Below are 13,842 nucleotides of genomic sequence, written 5' to 3'. Positions count from 1 at the left end.
GCCAAGGCGTTGGGGAACCACCCGAACGACCGTTAAGCTGTCCGGCATGCGCCCCGACGAGCTGTACCCGCCGGACCGGCTGGCCGCCGCGCAGCGGGCCACCGCGGCCGCCGGCCTCGACGCGCTGCTGCTCACGCCGGGGTCGGACCTGCGCTACCTGACCGGCTACCACGCGCACGCGCTGGAGCGGTTGACCTGCCTGGTCCTGCCGGCCGCCGGCCCGGCCACGCTGATCGTGCCGCGCCTGGAACGGCCCGCGGCCGAGGCCTCGCCGGCGCCCGGCACCGGGCTGCGGATCGTCGACCACGCCGACGGCGCCGACCCGTACCCGCTGGTGCTGGCCGCCCTCCGCGACGCCGCTGGCGCCGGCGGCGGTTCGGCCGCGACGGACATCGGCGCGGCCGGCGGCGGCCCGGCGGCGACGGGCGCGGCAGCCGGCGGCGGTCCGGGGGCGACCGGCGCGGACCCGGAGACCGGCGGCCGGCGCGCGGCCGGCGGCGCGGTCCCGGCGCGTGCGATCGGGCTGGGCAACCGGATGTGGGCCGAGCAGGTGCTGGCGCTGCGCGACGTGCTGCCGCACACCCGCTGGCGGCTGGCCGGCGAGGTGCTGCGCGAGCTGCGGATCCACAAGTCCCCGGCCGAGGTGGCGGCGCTGCGCGCGGCCGGCGCGGCGATCGACGCGGTGCACGCCCGGATGGCGGAGTGGCTGCGGCCCGGCCGCACCGAGCGCGAGGTCGGCACGGACATCGCCGCGGCCATCCGGGAGGCGGGCCACGCCACCGCGGACTTCGTGATCGTGGCCTCCGGACCGAACGCGGCCAGCCCGCACCACGACACGGCCGACCGGACCATCGAGCCCGGCGACCCGGTGGTGGTGGACATCGGCGGCACCATGCCGTCCGGGTACTGCTCCGACTCGACCCGCACGTACGCGCTCGGCGAGCCGCCGGCGGAGTTCCGGCGCTACTACGCGGTGCTGCACGCCGCGCAGCGCGCGGCGGTGGCCGCGGTACGTCCCGGCGTCCGCGCCGAGGCGGTGGACGCGGCGGCCCGGGACGCCATCACGGCGGCCGGGTACGGCGACGCCTTTCTGCACCGCACCGGCCACGGCATCGGGCTGGACGGGCACGAGGAGCCGTACGTGGTGGCCGGCAACGACCGGCCGCTGGAGCCCGGGATGGCGTTCTCCATCGAACCGGGCATCTACCTTCCGGGCCGGCACGGCGCCCGGATCGAGGACATCGTCGTCTGCGCCGCGGACGGCGTCGAACGGCTCAACACCCTTTCCACGGAGCTCGTCCTGCTATGACCACCGTCGACCGCATCCTGCCCACCGAGGAGGCCCAGGAGCTTCTCGGACTCGCCACCGAACTCGCCGACGGCGAGCTCGCGCCGCGGGTGGCCGAATTCGAGTCCCGCGGCGAGTTCCCCCGGGAGCTGCTGCGCACGCTGGGCCGCTCCGGCCTGCTCGGGCTGCCGTACCCGGAGTCGGCCGGCGGCGCCGAGCAGCCGTACGAGGTGTACCTGCAGGTCCTGGAGGTGCTGGCGAGCCGCTGGCTGGCGGTGGCCGAGGCGGTCAGCGTGCACACCCTGGCCTGCTTCCCGGTGGCCGCGTACGGCAGCGACAAGCTGCGCGGGATGCTGCCGGAGCTGATCGGCGGCGAGCTGCTCGGGGCGTACTGTCTCTCGGAGCCGCAGGGTGGCTCGGACGCTGCGGCGCTGGCCACCCGGGCCGTGCGGGACGGCGAGGAGTACGTGGTCTCCGGCACCAAGGCCTGGATCACCCACGCGGGCGTCGCGGACTTCTACAACATCTTCTGCCGTACCGGCGGACCCGGCCCGGGTGGCATCTCCTGCCTGCTGGCCGACGCGGCCACCCCGGGCATCGTCCCGCAGGCCCGGGAGAAGACCATGGGGCTGCGGTCCTCGCCGGTCGCGCAGATCGCCTTCGACGACGCGCGCGTGCCGGCCGACCGGCTGGTCGGGCCGGAGGGGGTCGGGTTCCGGATCGCCATGCAGGCGCTGGACTCCGGCCGGCTCGGCATCGCCGCCTGCGCCGTCGGGCTGGCCCAGGCCGCGCTGGACTACGCCACGGGGTACGCCCGGGAGCGCAACCAGTTCGGCCGGCCGATCATCGCGTTCCAGGGGCTGGGGTTCCTGCTGGCCGACATGGCCACCCAGGTGGCGGCGGCCCGAGCGCTCACCCTGGCCGCGGCCCGACTGCGCGACGCCGGCCGGCCGTACTCGGTGGAGGCGGCCAAGGCGAAGGTGTTCGCCACGGACACGGCCATGAAGGTCACCACGGACGCCGTGCAGGTGCTCGGCGGGTCGGGCTACGTGGCCGACCACCCCGTCGAGCGGTACATGCGGGAGGCCAAGGTGCTGCAGATCGTCGAGGGCACCAACCAGATCCAGCGGCTGGTGATCTCCCGCTCCCTGTCCCGGGACTGAGCCCGCTCGGCGCCCTGTTAGGAGGGGACCCTTCCTATACCGGAAACGATAGGATGGGGCCCTTCCTTACGTCTCAGCTGGCGGCGCGGTCGGTTGGCGGGCGGCGGCGCAGGGTCGGGTCGGTGAGCGCGGGCGGGCGCCAGGCGCCGTCCGGCGGATAGACGTTCGTGCCGGGCGGCACGATCTCGTCGATCCGGTCAAGCGTGGCGTCGTCGAGGGCGAGTTCGGCGCCCTTGAGCAGCCCGTCGAGCTGATCCATGGTGCGCGGACCGATGATCACCGAGGTGACGTCCGGATGGGCGACCGGGAAGGCCACGGCCAGCTCCGGCAGGCTGCGGCCGAGGTCGCCGGCCAGCTCGACGAGCCGCTCGACCACCGCCAACTTGCGGGCCGTGTCCGGCAGCTCCGGGTCGAAGCGGCCCGGGTTCAGCGCCGCCCGTCCGCTGGCCAGGTCCACCGGCCGGCCCGCGCGGTACCTGCCGGACAGGAACCCCCAGGCCAGCGGGCTCCAGGTCAGCACGCCCATCCCGGTACGCCGGCAGACCGGCAGCACGTCGGCCTCGATGCCGCGGGCCAGGATCGAGTACGGCGGCTGTTCGGTGCGGAACCGGCCCAGGCCGCGTCGCTCGGCCACGTGGTATGCCTCGACGATCTCCTCGGCCGGGAAGCTGGAGCAGCCGAAGGCGCGGATCTTGCCGGCGGTGACCAGGTCGGTCAGCACCGACAGGGTCTCCTCGATGTCGGTGGTGTGGTCGGGCCGGTGGATCTGGTAGAGGTCGATCCAGTCGGTGCCGAGCCGCCGTAGGCTGTCCTCCACCGCTCGCAGGATCCAGCGCCGCGAGTTGCCACCGTGGTTGGGGCCCTCGCCCATCGGGAAGTGCCCCTTGGTGGCCAGCACCACGTCGTCCCGCCGGCCGCGCAGGGCCTTGCCGACGATCACCTCGCACTCGCCGGCGGAGTACATGTCGGCCGTGTCGACGAGGTTCACGCCGCGGTCGAGGGCGCTGTGGATGATCCGGGCGCACTCGTCGTGGTCCGGGTTGCCGATCGGGCCGAACATCATCGTGCCGAGGGCGTGCACGCTGACCTCGATGCCGGTGCGGCCGAGGACGCGATATCGCATGTGCTGCTCCGTTCCGTGGTTTCCGGCGGCCCGGTCCGGGCCGCCGGGGCGGCCCTGCCGGGCGCCCGTCCGGGCGCGCGGACCTGCCGGGCAGCCGTGCGGGCGGCCGGTCGGCCGCCTGTGTCCCGGACCCTAGGAGCTGGAGCCGACTCTAGGTCAAGCCCTATCCTGGGCGTCATGCCCGAGCTGACCACCGGCACGCTGAGCATCGGCGAGGTCTCCGAGCGGACGGGGCTCAGCGTGCACGCCCTGCGCTTCTATGAGCGGGAGGGGATTCTGGCCAACCCGGTCTCGCGGGGCGCGGGCGGGCGGCGCGTCTACCGCGAGGAGGACGTGGACTGGCTGACGGTCTGCGTGGTCCTGCGCGCCTCCGGCATGCCGCTGCCGGACATCCGCCGCTACACCGAGCTGGTCCGGGCCGGCGCCGGCAACGAGGTGGCCCGGCTGGAGCTGCTGCGCGCGCACCGGATCCGGGTGCTGGATCAGATGGCTCAGCTGGAACGCAGCCTCGACCTGGTCAACTACAAGGTCGGCATCTACGAGGACATCCTCGACGCGGCGGGGTCCCCGCCCGACAGCCCCGCGCCGGCGCTCGGCGACCGCCCGGCACCGCCGGCGCTCGGCGACCGCACGGCGGCCGGCGGTTCCGGCGTGCCCCGGGAGCGGGAACACCGGTAGGTTTCTCGGCGTGGAAGACACCGACCGCGCCATCCTCGCCGCGCTGACCGCCGACGGCCGGCTGTCCTACACCGACCTCGCCGAGCGGGTGGGGCTGTCGGTGTCCGCGGTGCACCAGCGGGTACGCCGGCTGGAGCAGCGCGGGGTGATCAGCGGCTACACCGCCCGGGTCGCGTACGACGCGGTCGATCTTCCGCTCACGGCGTTTGTGGCGATCCGCCCGTTCGAGCCGTCCCAGCCCGACGACGCGCCCGAGCGGCTGGCCCACCTGTCCGAGATCGAGTCCTGCTACTCGGTGGCGGGGGAGGACTTCTACCTGCTGCTGCTGCGGGTGGCCGGCCCGGTCGAGCTGGAGCGGGTGCTGCAGGAGATCCGTACCTCGGCCAACGTCACCACCCGGACCACCGTGGTGCTGTCCACCCCGTACGAGGGTCGGCCGCCCCGGCTGGCCCCGCCCGCCGACCCGGCCCCCGCCGACGTGCCACCCGGCACGACCGCCGCGCGCTGACCGCGGCCGGCTGGGGCGCTCGCGGCACCTCGACGCCTACCGGGCCGGCTGTGGGTCGGTCGGGAAGTCGGCGCCGCGGGAGAGGGCTTCGCTGGCGCGGATGTCGGCCAGGGCCTGATCGAGGGTGGCGGTGACCGCGTCGAAAGCGGCGCCGCCCAGGACCAGCCGGTGCGGCGGAGCGTCCCGGTCCATCGCCTGCACGACGGCGCGCGCGCCGCGCACCGGGTCGCCGGGTTGTCCGCCGTGCTGCTCGACCATCGCGGCGCGCACCCGTTCCAGCATCGGCTGGTAGTCGGGGATGGTCTCCCGGATCGGCTCGGTGGCGAATCCGGCGTAGGCCTGGGTGCGGAACGCTCCGGGCTCGACGGCCAGTACGCGGATGCCGAGCCCGGCCACCTCCTCGCGCAGCACGTCGGTCAGCCCCTCGATCGCGTGCTTGGCGGCGCTGTAATACCCGAACCCGGTCACCCCGCGCAGCCCGGCCGCCGAGGACATGTTCACGACCCACCCGGCGCCGCGGGCACGCATGCCGGGCAGCACCGCGCGGGTGACCGACAGCACCGCGAAGAAGTTCAGCTCGAACATCTGCCGTACGGAAGACTCGTCCATCCCCTCCACGGACCCGTACCAGCCGCGGCCGGCGTTGTTGACCAGCACGTCGATGCCGTCGAACCGCGCCTGCGCCGCCGACACCGCCGCGCGTACCTGCTCGGGGTCGGTCACGTCCAGCGGGAGCACGAGCACCCGGTCGCCGTGGGCCTGTGCCCATTCGCGCAGCGGCTCGGTCCGCCGCGCGGTCAGCACCGTCCGGTCCCCGACCTCGAGAGCGGCCTCGGCGAAGGCCATCCCGAAGCCGCCCGGGCTGCCGCCGGTGATGAACCAGGTCCGTGCCGGCCGGGACCCGTGCGTCACGGCTCGATCACCAGCCGGGCGATCAGCCCGTCGCGTAGCGTGAACCGGAAGTGCAGGTCGACGGCGCCACCGGGAAAGTCACCCTCCAGGTGGTGGACGGCGTCGTAGTGCCGGTCATCGACCATGGCCGCCGCGACGAGTTCCGTCGTGTAGGTGTACTCGCTGGCCGACCGGGACAACCAGGCCCGGATCTGCTCGCTTCCCTGGTGCGTACGGCCCTCGTCGGTCACCGACGCGTCGGGCGTGTAGAGCGCCACGGCCGTGTCGAGGTCCCGCGCCTGATGAGCGGCGAGGTACCGGGTGATCGGACCGGGCAGTTCGTCCGGCGCGATCCCGATCGCCCGGCTCCAGTCGATTGCGTCCATGTGCCCACCATGAGGTCTCTCGGCGGGGGAGGGTCAAGTCCGTCGACTCTCTCCCGCGGGGAAGGTGCAGAGTGAGTGGCATGCGTAGGGGCCTGACGATCGGCGAGTTCGCGACGGTCACCCACCTGAGCGTGCGGACCTTGCGTCGCTATCACGAGGCCGGTCTGCTCGAGCCGCAGACCGTGGACCCCTTCACCGGCTACCGTTATTACTCTACCGAGCAGATCCCGCCGGCACAGGTGATCCACCGACTGCGCGAGCTGGACGTGCCGCTGGCCGAGGTCAAGGCGATCCTCGCCAGCGACGACCCCCAGCGGCGGACCGACCTGATCGCCGGGCACCTGCGTCGGCTGGAGGAGGCGCTGGAGCGCACCCGCGGGGCCGTCACCGCCCTGCGCCAACTGCTGCGACCCGACCATGACGATCTGCCGGTCGAGCTGCGTTCGGTCCCCGGGCGGGCCGTCGCCGCAGTCCGCGGAACCGTCGAGCTGGCGCGGGCCGGCGCCTGGTACGACGGCGCGATGGCGGAGCTGGACGCGGCGTACCCGGTGGCTGAGCGCACCGGGCCGCCCGGTGGCCAGTACGCCAACGAGCTGTTCACCGACGGCACGGGCGTCATGACCGTCTACCGGCCGGTCCGGCGCCCGCGGCCAGCCGGGCGGATCGAGGTCGTCGACCTGGCGGCGGCCGAGTTCGCCGTCGCCGTTCACGCCGGGCCACACGATGACATCGATGTGACCTACGGGCGGCTCGGGGCCTGGGTGGTCGACCACGCGCTGGCCGTCGACGGGCCGATCCGGGAGACGTACCTGGTCGGGCCGCGGGACACCGACGTGCCCGCCGCCTGGCGTACCGAGATCGGCTGGCCGATCTTCCGCCTCACTCCCACCTGACCAGCCTCCGGGAACGGTGAACGCGGCGGGCCGGGAATGTCACAGCCCGGTCCTAGGCTGCGCGCATGGACTGGAAGATCGAGCTGATTCCCGTGCCGGTGACCGACGTCGACCGGGCCAAGGAGTTCTATCAGCGGGTGGGCTTCAACGCCGACCACGACCACCGGGTGCACGAGGGGCTGCGGTTCATCCAGCTGACGCCCCCGGGCTCGGCCTGCTCCATCGTGCTCGGCGACGGCATCACCGACAAGACTCCGGGCACCCAGGAGATCCAGGTCGTGGTGGCCGACGCCGAGGCGGCCCGCAAGCAGCTGCTCGACGCCGGGGTCGAGGCCAGCGAGGTGGACGCGCAGCCGTGGGGCGACTTCGTCCACTTCACCGATCCGGACGGCAACCGGTGGTCGCTGCAGGCCATCGCCTCCCGCCCCAACGGCTGACCGCCCCCGCCGGGCGGGACGCGACGCTGGGCCGCCGGGCGGGACGCGACGCTGGGCCGCCGGGCGGGACGCGACGCTGGGCCGCCGGCCAGGGTGCGGTGGCGGGCGTCGCGTCGCGCCGCGCCGCGCCGCGTCCAGCGGGGACGGTGATCAGCCGAGCGCGGTGTTCCGGTGATCAGCCCGGCCGGAATGCGTCGAGGTGCTCGTCCACCCACTGCCCGAAGGTGCGGGCCGGTCTGCCGGTGAATTGTGCCGCGTCGGTGATCTCGGGCGTGACGCCGACCTGTCCGGCCTGGTAGTCCAACAGCGAGGCGGCCAGGTCGGCGGGCATGAACCGGCTCCACTGTCGCTCGGCCTCGGCCCGGCTCAGCTCGCGTACGGGGATGTCGCGACCGAGCCGCGCGGCGATCTGGCCGACCTGCTCGCCCAGGGTGAGCGCCTCCGGCCCGGTGAGCGTGACCTCCCGGCCGGTGCGGGCGGCGCCGGTCAGCGCGACGACGGCGACATCGGCGATGTCGGCCTCGTGGATCGGGGCCATCCGGGCCTGCGGGTAGGGCAGCTCGACGGGACCGCCGGCGCGGATGGGGTGCGCCCAGCCGTGCGCGTTTCCGGCGAAGGACCCCGGGCGCAGCAGCGTGGCGTCCAGATCGGACCGCCGCAGCGCCCGCTCGACCAGCAGATGGTGTCGACCGAGCGGCTGACTCTCCGCGTCGGGTGACAGCACCGCCGAGGAGGACAGCAGCACGACGTGCCGCACGCCGGCGGTCTCCGCGGCTCGGATCAGCTCGTCGATGCCGCCCGGCTCGGCGTAGAGGAACACTTGGTCGACGCCGTCGAAGGCGGCGGCCACCGTGTCCGGTCGGGCCAGGTCGAGAGGTACGGCCTCGACGCCGACGGGCAGGCTGAGTCGCTCGGGCCGGCGGCTGGAGGCGCGCAGCGGGTGTCCGGCGGCGTGCAGGGCACGCAGGACGGCGCCACCGACCGCGCCGCTCGCGCCGGTTATCAGGGTGGTCATGAACTCTCCCGATGGGGGAGCCATCGAACGGCGACCTGGCTGGTCCGCCGCCCCGCCCGGGAATCCGGGTTACGAGTACGCGACTCTAGCCGATGGCGGTGGACCGCTGCACGTCGGTGGACTCCGCACTAGCATCGGCGCACATGACCCGCCCGCAGCCCGTGCATCCGCGGATATCGGCCGCCCTGGAGTCTGCGGCGCCCGGCGCGGTCCGCGCCCGGGTCAGCGACCGGCTCGGGATGGCGCACGACGCCTCGCACTATCTGCTCACCCCGCAGGCCGTGCTGGTGCCCCGGGACGTCGACCAGGTGGCCGCGATCATGCGCGCCGCGGCCGGGCTGGGTCTCGGGGTGACGTTCCGGTCCGGCGGCACCAGCCTGTCCGGCCAGGCCGGCACCGAGCACCTGCTCGTCGACGTCCGCCGCAACTTCCGGGCCGTCGAGGTGCTGGACGACGGCGCCCGGGTACGGGTGCAGCCCGGCGCCGTGCTGCGCCAGGTCAACGCCCGCCTCGCCCCGTACGGGCGCCGGCTCGGCCCGGACCCGGCCAGCGAGTCGGCGTGCACGATCGGCGGGGTCATCGCCAACAACTCCAGCGGGATGACCTGCGGCACCCACGCCAACGCGTACCGGACCCTGGAGTCGATGGTCCTGGTGCTGCCCAGCGGCACGGTGGTGGACACGGCCGCGCCGGACGCCGACGCCCGGCTGCGCGCCGTCGAGCCGGGCCTGGCCGGGGCGCTGGACCGGCTGCGCGACCGGATCCGCGGCAACGCTGACTGGGCGCGGCGGATCGGCCGGCAGTTCGCCTTGAAGAACACCATGGGGTACGGCCTCAACAGCTTCCTCGACCACGACTCGCCGGCGCAGATCCTGGCCCACCTGGTGGTGGGCAGCGAGGGCACCCTCGGCTTCGTGGCCGAGGCGGTCTTCCGGACCGTTCCGGTGCACGGCGACGTGACCACCGGCCTCGTCGTGTTTCCCAGCCTGCGCGCGGCCATGGGGGTGCTGCCCGAACTGGTGGCGGCCGGGCCGGCGGCGGTGGAACTGCTGGACGCCGAGTCGCTGCGGGTGGCGCAGGCGCTGCCCGCCACCGGGGCGCTGCCCGAGCTGACCGTCGACCGGCACGCCGCGCTGCTGGTCGAGTGGCAGGAAGCCGACGCGGACCTGCTCGCCGAGCGGGAACACCAGGCGCGGCGGCTCTTCGCCGGCTGGGACGACCTCACCACGCCCGCGACGCTGAGCCGGGAGGCCGCCGGCCGGGCGGCGCTGTGGCACCTCCGCAAGGGCCTGTACGCGGCCGTGGCCGGGGCCCGGCCCGCCGGCACGGTGGCGCTGCTGGAGGACGTGGCGGTGCCCGTACCGGCGCTGGCCGACCTGTGCGACGACCTCACCGGGCTGTTCGACCGGCACGGCTACCAGCGCAGCGTCGTGTTCGGGCACGCCAAGGACGGCAACCTGCACTTCATGCTCAACGAGCGGTTCGGCGCCGGCGACGAGGTGGCCCGGTATGCCGCGTTCACCGAGGAGATGGTGGACGCCGTCCTGGCCCGGGACGGCACCCTGAAGGCCGAACACGGCACCGGCCGGGTGATGGCGCCGTACGTCCGTCGCCAGTACGGCGACGACCTGTACGAGGTGATGCGGGAGGTCAAGCGGGCCTGCGACCCGACCGGCACGCTGAACCCGGGCGTGCTGCTCAGCGACGACCCGCACGCGCACCTGCGGCACCTCAAGCCCGTCGTGCCGGTCGAGCCGGAGGTCGACCGGTGCGTCGAGTGCGGCTACTGCGAGCCGGTGTGCCCGAGCCGGGATCTGACCACCACGCCGCGGCAGCGGATCGTGCTGCGCCGCGAGCTCGCCGCCGCGGACGCCGCCGGCGACATCGAGCTGGCCCGGCAGCTGCGGGCCGAATACCGGTACGACGCCGTGGACACCTGCGCCGTCGACGGCATGTGCGGCACCGCCTGCCCGGTGCTGATCAACACCGGCGACCTCACCAAGCGGTTGCGGGCCGAGCGGCACGGTCGTACCGCCCGGCGGGCCTGGACCACCGCGGCCCGGCACTGGGACGCGACCACCCGGGGGATGAACCTCGCCCTGGACGCCGCGGCCGCCGCGCCGCCGGCCGCCGCGGCCGCCACCCGGACGGCCCGGCGGGTGGGTAACCCCGACGCCGTCCCGCGGTACGACCGCGACCTACCGCGCGGCGGCGCCCGCCGGCGGGCCGCGCCCGACCCCGGCGCCGACGCGGTGTACCTGCCGTCCTGCCTGAACACCCTGTTCGGCCCGGCGCCCGGCGGCGACGGGGTGCTGGCGGCCGTGCGCCGGCTCGCCGACCGCGCCGGCGTCCGGCTGCACATCCCGGACGGCGTCGGCGACCTGTGTTGCGGCACGCCGTGGTCCAGCAAGGGACTGCCCGACGGGTACGCGGCCATGCGGCAACGGGTGCGGGCGGCGCTCGCCGGCGCGCCCGACGCTCCGCTGATCACCGACGCGGCCTCCTGCACCGAGGGTCTGCGGCAGCTGGTCGACGGCGTCGAGGTGGTCGACGCCGTGGCGTTCGTGGCCGAGCGGATCCTGCCGCGGCTGTCGGTGGAGCGGCGGCTGCCGTCGCTGGCGCTGCATCCCACCTGCTCGTCGACCCGGCTCGGCCTGGACGCCGCCATCGCCGCCGTGGCCGAAGCGGTGGCCGACCGCGTGGTGGTGCCCACCGACTGGCAGTGCTGCGCCTTCGCCGGCGACCGGGGCCTGCTGCATCCGGAGCTCACCGCGTCGGCCACCCGGGCCGAGGCCGCCGAGGTCAGGGCGGCCGGCTGTACGGCGCACGCCTCGGTCAACCGCACCTGCGAGCTGGGGATGAGCCGGGCCACCGGGCACCCGTACCGGCATCTGCTGGAACTGCTCGACGCCGCCTGCGCGCCCGAGCGCCCGACCTGAGGGACAGGCCGGGCGCCGGAGCGGGCGTCCCGGTCACCCCTGCTAGGACGACTGCCCGAGACTCGTGACGAGGTTGATCGCAACAGCGAGGATGCCGGTACCGAAGACATAGGACAGGAGGGCGTGCCCGAGAGCCACCCGGCGTACGCTGCTGAGGGTCGGTTCGGATTCGGTGACGCCGAAGGCCATGCCGACGGTGAACGCCATGTAGGCGAAGTCGCTGTAGCGCGGCGGCGTCTGTTGTTTGAAGTCGATGCCGCCGTCGGTGTCGCGGTAGTACATCCGGGCGTACTTGAACGCGAACACCGTGTTCACCAGCGCCCAGGACAGGGCGACCACGACGACACTCAGGATGACGGCGGCCACGTCGACGGCGTCCTGGTCACCAGAGGACCGGATCAGCGCTTCGATGACCGCGGCCAGGCTGACTCCGCTGGCGATCAGCAGGGCGGAGTCGGTCGACCGTGACCGGCTCTCCGCTTCGGCCAGCCGCTCGGTCCCTTCCGGACCTTGCGGCCAGCTGATCCGCCACACCCAGATCAGGATCATGCCGGCCGCGACGGTCCAGCCCAGGAGGATGCTCAGTCCCGGCGCGCCGAGCACCGCGGCTACCGCCGCGGCCGCGATGCCGGCGGCCAGGGACAGTGATACGCGTCGAACCGACAAGAGCCGTCCGTTGGACGCCGGTCCGACGCCGTGACCATGGTTGTCGGTCACGGCTTGAGGACGACCTTTTCGCAGTTGTCCTGCTTGTTCTTGAACATCTCGAAGCCGCGTTCCGCCTCGTCGAGCGGCAGGGTGTGGGTGATGACGCGGGTCGGGTCGATCTCCCCGCTCTCGATGCGCTGCAGCAGCGGCCGCATGTACCGCTGGACGTGACACTGGCCGGTGCGCAGGGTCAGCGACCGGTTCATCCAGGCGCCCGCGGGGAACTTGTCGACGAAGCCGCCGTACACGCCGATGACCGACACCACGCCGCCGCTGCGGCACGACATGATCGCCTGGCGCAGCGCGTGCGGGCGGTCGGTCTCCGACCGGACGGCCTGCTTGATCCGGTCGTAGGCGTGGATGTGCGCGGCGCCGTGGCTGGCCTCCATGCCGACCGCGTCGATGCACTTGTCCGGTCCCCGGCCGCCGGTCAGTTCCAGCAGCCGGGACCGCACGTCGACCTCCTCGAAGTTCACGGTCGTGTGGCCGGCCTGTTCGGCCATCCGCAGCCGGTACGGCTCCTTGTCGATGGCGATGACCTTCGCGGCGCCGAGCACCCGGGCGCTGTCCATGGCGAACTGGCCGACCGGGCCGGCGCCCCAGACCGCCACCACGTCGGTGGGTTGGATGTCACACATCTCGGCGCCCATGTAGCCGGTGGGCAGGATGTCGGACAGGAACAGCACCTGCTCGTCGGTCAGCTCGGACTCGATCTTCAGCGGGCCGACGTCGGCGAACGGCACCCGCGCGTACTGGGCCTGGCCGCCGGCGAAGCCGCCGGTCAGGTGCGAGTAGCCGAAGATCCCGGCGACGGGATGACCGAACATCTTCTCCGCGATCCCGGCGTTGGGGTTGGAGTTCTCGCAGCAGGAGTACAGCTCGGCGGCGCAGGCGCCGCACGCGCCGCAGGCGATCGGGAACGGCACGACGACCCGGTCGCCGACCCGCAGCCGGTCCGCGGGCACCGCCGATCCGACCTCGATCACCTCGCCCATGAACTCGTGCCCCATGACGTCGCCGTCCTGCATGGTCGGGATGTATCCGTCGACCAGGTGCAGATCGGAGCCGCAGATCGCGGTGGAGGTGATCCGTACGATGGCATCGTGGCTGTTCAGGATCTTCGGGTCCGGCACGTCACGGACCTCGACCTTGTTACGGCCCGCCCAGGTGTTCGCCCTCACTGGTCCGCTCCCTTCGCTAGTTCGGAGTCCGACAGTGGTTGGGCCGGACGCTGCGGAAACTCCTTGCGGGCCCGCTTGCCCCCCGGGGCGCCGTCGGACCGGACCACCTCGCCGGTCTCCAGCACCTGCTTGAGCCGGCGCAGGTCGTCGTCGAGCTGCTGGTGCGGCTCCTCGCCGAAGTACTTCGCGACCGCCTTGCCGGCCGCGCCGCCCGGGATGTCGTACGTCAGAACGGCCTGCACCTCGGTGCTGACACCGTCCGGGGCAGGCACGAACCGGACGGTGCCGGCGTTGGGCACGTCGGCGTTGCCGGTCGACCGCCATCCGATCTTCTCGCCCGGCGTCTCGTCGACGATCTCCGCATCCCACTCGATGTCCTTGCCGAACGGGGCGACGGCGACCCAGTGGCTCGTCCGGTCACCGGTGGCGCGGACCTCCTCGAGATGCGCCATGAACGTCGGGAGGTTCCCCAGATCACGCCAGAACGCATAGACCTCCGGTGGGGGTTTGCGGATGGTGGTCGCGGCTGTCAGTTCCATGATCCTCCTCTGGGTGGAGCCCCGTGCCGCCGGCACGGCGCTGATCTGCTCGCGGGTTGCCTGCACGGCCGGCCCTCAGCAGGACCACGGCGT

14 protein-coding genes are annotated in these 13,842 nt (G+C 73.6%); 7 read left to right on the top strand and 7 right to left on the bottom strand.

Annotation, left to right across the window (positions count from 1 at the left end):
* The first annotated feature begins 46 nt into the window (after positions 1-46).
* Both ACFFHU_RS22855 and ACFFHU_RS22850 read left to right on the top strand, forming a co-directional pair.
* Positions 47-1,309 carry a M24 family metallopeptidase gene (locus tag ACFFHU_RS22855; protein ID WP_377342094.1) on the top strand — a complete coding sequence of 421 codons (1,263 nt, stop codon included), beginning with the start codon at positions 47-49 and terminating at the stop codon, positions 1,307-1,309.
* Positions 1,306-2,451, top strand: coding sequence for an acyl-CoA dehydrogenase family protein (locus ACFFHU_RS22850; protein ID WP_377342092.1), 1,146 nt, complete (start codon positions 1,306-1,308; stop codon positions 2,449-2,451). Before ACFFHU_RS22855 ends, ACFFHU_RS22850 begins: the two co-directional genes overlap by 4 nt.
* Positions 2,452-2,524: 73 nt before the next feature.
* On the opposite strand, the gene ACFFHU_RS22845 is transcribed toward ACFFHU_RS22850, so the two are convergent.
* Positions 2,525-3,574 carry an aldo/keto reductase gene (locus ACFFHU_RS22845; RefSeq protein ID WP_377342090.1) on the bottom strand — a complete coding sequence of 350 codons (1,050 nt, stop codon included), beginning with the start codon at positions 3,572-3,574 and terminating at the stop codon, positions 2,525-2,527.
* Positions 3,575-3,751: 177 nt separating this feature from the next.
* On the opposite strand from ACFFHU_RS22845, the gene ACFFHU_RS22840 reads away from it, so the two are divergent.
* Both ACFFHU_RS22840 and ACFFHU_RS22835 read left to right on the top strand, forming a co-directional pair.
* Positions 3,752-4,252, top strand: coding sequence for a MerR family transcriptional regulator (locus ACFFHU_RS22840; protein WP_377342089.1), 501 nt, complete (start codon positions 3,752-3,754; stop codon positions 4,250-4,252).
* A 10-nt stretch (positions 4,253-4,262) separates the two neighbouring features.
* Entirely contained in the window at positions 4,263-4,760 is a 498-nt protein-coding gene (locus tag ACFFHU_RS22835; protein ID WP_377342087.1) for an Lrp/AsnC family transcriptional regulator, read from the top strand.
* A gap of 36 nt (positions 4,761-4,796) precedes the next feature.
* On the opposite strand, the gene ACFFHU_RS22830 is transcribed toward ACFFHU_RS22835, so the two are convergent.
* Positions 4,797-5,672, bottom strand: coding sequence for an SDR family NAD(P)-dependent oxidoreductase (locus ACFFHU_RS22830; protein ID WP_377342085.1), 876 nt, complete (start codon positions 5,670-5,672; stop codon positions 4,797-4,799).
* Entirely contained in the window at positions 5,669-6,037 is a 369-nt protein-coding gene (locus tag ACFFHU_RS22825) for a nuclear transport factor 2 family protein (RefSeq protein WP_377342083.1), read from the bottom strand. Before ACFFHU_RS22825 ends, ACFFHU_RS22830 begins: the two co-directional genes overlap by 4 nt.
* 80 nt (positions 6,038-6,117) lie before the next feature.
* Here ACFFHU_RS22825 and ACFFHU_RS22820 point away from each other — a divergent pair, with 80 nt between their 5' ends.
* On the top strand, positions 6,118-6,930 hold the full coding sequence (locus tag ACFFHU_RS22820) for a MerR family transcriptional regulator (RefSeq protein ID WP_377342081.1): 813 nt from the start codon (positions 6,118-6,120) through the stop codon (positions 6,928-6,930).
* Positions 6,931-6,995: 65 nt separating this feature from the next.
* Complete coding sequence (locus ACFFHU_RS22815) at positions 6,996-7,367, top strand: glyoxalase superfamily protein (RefSeq protein ID WP_377342079.1); 372 nt, start codon at positions 6,996-6,998, stop codon at positions 7,365-7,367.
* Positions 7,368-7,542: 175 nt separating this feature from the next.
* On the opposite strand, the gene ACFFHU_RS22810 is transcribed toward ACFFHU_RS22815, so the two are convergent.
* A complete protein-coding gene (locus tag ACFFHU_RS22810) occupies positions 7,543-8,382 on the bottom strand; it encodes an SDR family oxidoreductase (protein WP_377342077.1) in 840 nt (279 codons plus the stop codon).
* Positions 8,383-8,525: 143 nt separating this feature from the next.
* On the opposite strand from ACFFHU_RS22810, the gene ACFFHU_RS22805 reads away from it, so the two are divergent.
* Positions 8,526-11,321 (top strand): FAD-binding and (Fe-S)-binding domain-containing protein, encoded by a 2,796-nt coding sequence (locus ACFFHU_RS22805; RefSeq protein WP_377342075.1) that lies wholly within the window; start codon positions 8,526-8,528, stop codon positions 11,319-11,321.
* 42 nt (positions 11,322-11,363) lie between these two features.
* On the opposite strand, the gene ACFFHU_RS22800 is transcribed toward ACFFHU_RS22805, so the two are convergent.
* The 3 genes from ACFFHU_RS22800 to ACFFHU_RS22790 form a co-directional block, all read right to left on the bottom strand.
* Positions 11,364-11,924 (bottom strand): DUF1345 domain-containing protein, encoded by a 561-nt coding sequence (locus tag ACFFHU_RS22800; protein WP_377342074.1) that lies wholly within the window; start codon positions 11,922-11,924, stop codon positions 11,364-11,366.
* A gap of 110 nt (positions 11,925-12,034) precedes the next feature.
* Positions 12,035-13,210, bottom strand: coding sequence for a zinc-dependent alcohol dehydrogenase (locus ACFFHU_RS22795; RefSeq protein WP_377342072.1), 1,176 nt, complete (start codon positions 13,208-13,210; stop codon positions 12,035-12,037).
* Entirely contained in the window at positions 13,207-13,749 is a 543-nt protein-coding gene (locus ACFFHU_RS22790; protein ID WP_377342070.1) for an SRPBCC family protein, read from the bottom strand. Before ACFFHU_RS22790 ends, ACFFHU_RS22795 begins: the two co-directional genes overlap by 4 nt.
* Positions 13,750-13,842: the final 93 nt, after the last annotated feature.

Origin of the sequence: Plantactinospora siamensis, from assembly GCF_042434095.1 — a bacterium.
Classification (GTDB): Bacteria; Actinomycetota; Actinomycetes; order Mycobacteriales; family Micromonosporaceae; genus KBS50.
The sequence above is the reverse complement of the archived record's forward strand: the minus strand, read 5'-3'. Positions and strand labels throughout refer to the sequence as shown.

Coding starts and splice junctions, on each gene's coding strand:
- ACFFHU_RS22855 (WP_377342094.1), top strand. CDS start 47: ATGCGCCCCGACGAGCTGTACCCGCCGGACCGGCTGGCCGCCGCGCAG.
- ACFFHU_RS22850 (WP_377342092.1), top strand. CDS start 1,306: ATGACCACCGTCGACCGCATCCTGCCCACCGAGGAGGCCCAGGAGCTT.
- ACFFHU_RS22845 (WP_377342090.1), bottom strand. CDS start 3,574: ATGCGATATCGCGTCCTCGGCCGCACCGGCATCGAGGTCAGCGTGCAC.
- ACFFHU_RS22840 (WP_377342089.1), top strand. CDS start 3,752: ATGCCCGAGCTGACCACCGGCACGCTGAGCATCGGCGAGGTCTCCGAG.
- ACFFHU_RS22825 (WP_377342083.1), bottom strand. CDS start 6,037: ATGGACGCAATCGACTGGAGCCGGGCGATCGGGATCGCGCCGGACGAA.
- ACFFHU_RS22820 (WP_377342081.1), top strand. CDS start 6,118: ATGCGTAGGGGCCTGACGATCGGCGAGTTCGCGACGGTCACCCACCTG.
- ACFFHU_RS22815 (WP_377342079.1), top strand. CDS start 6,996: ATGGACTGGAAGATCGAGCTGATTCCCGTGCCGGTGACCGACGTCGAC.
- ACFFHU_RS22810 (WP_377342077.1), bottom strand. CDS start 8,382: ATGACCACCCTGATAACCGGCGCGAGCGGCGCGGTCGGTGGCGCCGTC.
- ACFFHU_RS22805 (WP_377342075.1), top strand. CDS start 8,526: ATGACCCGCCCGCAGCCCGTGCATCCGCGGATATCGGCCGCCCTGGAG.
- ACFFHU_RS22790 (WP_377342070.1), bottom strand. CDS start 13,749: ATGGAACTGACAGCCGCGACCACCATCCGCAAACCCCCACCGGAGGTC.